This window comes from Erythrobacter westpacificensis (assembly GCF_039542285.1).
Classification (GTDB): domain Bacteria; phylum Pseudomonadota; class Alphaproteobacteria; order Sphingomonadales; family Sphingomonadaceae; genus Alteraurantiacibacter; species Alteraurantiacibacter westpacificensis.
Map to the genome: position 1 here is coordinate 1 of NZ_BAABHV010000039.1, position 1293 is coordinate 1293.

The following is a 1293-nucleotide window of genomic DNA, read 5'->3' on the forward strand; positions in this document are numbered from 1 at the left end:
CATGCACGAGCTGATCCGCAAAGTGGTGGACGACGGCAACTTCTTCGAAATCCAGCCAAAGCACGGCGCGAACATCATCACAGGTTTCGGGCGGATCGAGGGCAAGCCCGTGGGCTTCGTCGCCAACCAGCCGATGGTGCTGGCAGGCGTGCTGGATATCGACGCCAGCCGCAAGGCGGCGCGCTTCGTCCGCTTCTGCGATGCCTTCTCCATCCCGATCGTGACGTTCGTGGACGTGCCCGGCTTCCTCCCCGGCACTTCGCAGGAGCACAACGGCATCATCAAGCACGGCGCGAAGCTGCTGTTCGCCTATGCCGAGGCGACCGTACCCAAGATCACCGTCATCACCCGCAAGGCCTACGGCGGCGCGTATGACGTGATGGCGTCAAAGCACCTGCGCGGTGACTTGAACTACGCCTGGCCCACCGCCGAAATCGCCGTGATGGGCGCGAAAGGCGCGGTGGAGATCATCTTCCGACAGGACCGAGACAACCCGGACAAGATCGCCGAGAAAACGAAGGAATACGAAGACCGCTTCGCCAACCCCTTCGTGGCGGCATCACGCGGCTACATCGACGAAGTGATCTACCCGCACTCGACCCGCCGACGCATCGCGCTGGGCCTAAGGAAGCTGGCAGGCAAGCAGCTCGAGAACCCTTGGAAGAAGCACGACAATCTACCGTTATGACCGACAAACCGACGAAGATTGAGTGGCAGGCCCAGGCCGACAAGGAAGTCAAAGGCCGTGACCTGACGTGGCATACGCCGGAGGGGATCGACGTTCAGCCGCTCTATACGGCGGAAGATGCGGAAGGGCTGGAGCCGGGCCTGCCGGGCTTCGCCCCGTTCACGCGCGGCCCCTACGCCAGCATGTATACCGGGCGTCCGTGGACCATCCGGCAGTACGCGGGCTTTTCGACGGCGGAGGAATCGAATGCCTTCTATCGCCGTAACCTGGCGATGGGTCAGAAGGGCCTTTCGGTCGCTTTCGACCTTGCCACGCATCGCGGCTACGATTCGGACCACCCGCGCGTCCGCGGCGACGTCGGCAAGGCGGGCGTGGCGATCGACACCGTGCGCGACATGGAGATCCTCTTCGACCAGATACCGCTCGACGAGATGAGCGTCTCCATGACGATGAACGGCGCGGTGATCCCGGTGATGGCGTTCTATATCGTCGCGGCAGAGCGGCAGGGGGTCAGTCAGGACAAGCTCAGCGGCACCATCCAGAACGACATCCTCAAGGAGTTCATGGTCCGCAACACCTACATCTATCCTCCCGAGCCATCGATG

General features: G+C 62.7%; 2 protein-coding genes. Both read left to right on the top strand.

What is annotated here, in order from left to right:
• Positions 1 to 688, top strand: a 688-nt coding sequence (locus ABFX23_RS17680; protein WP_346034190.1) for an acyl-CoA carboxylase subunit beta, incomplete at its 5' end; no start/stop codon positions are given.
• A partial coding sequence (locus ABFX23_RS17685) for a methylmalonyl-CoA mutase family protein (RefSeq protein WP_346034191.1) occupies positions 685 to 1293 on the top strand: 609 nt, incomplete at its 3' end. The genes ABFX23_RS17680 and ABFX23_RS17685, both read left to right, overlap by 4 nt.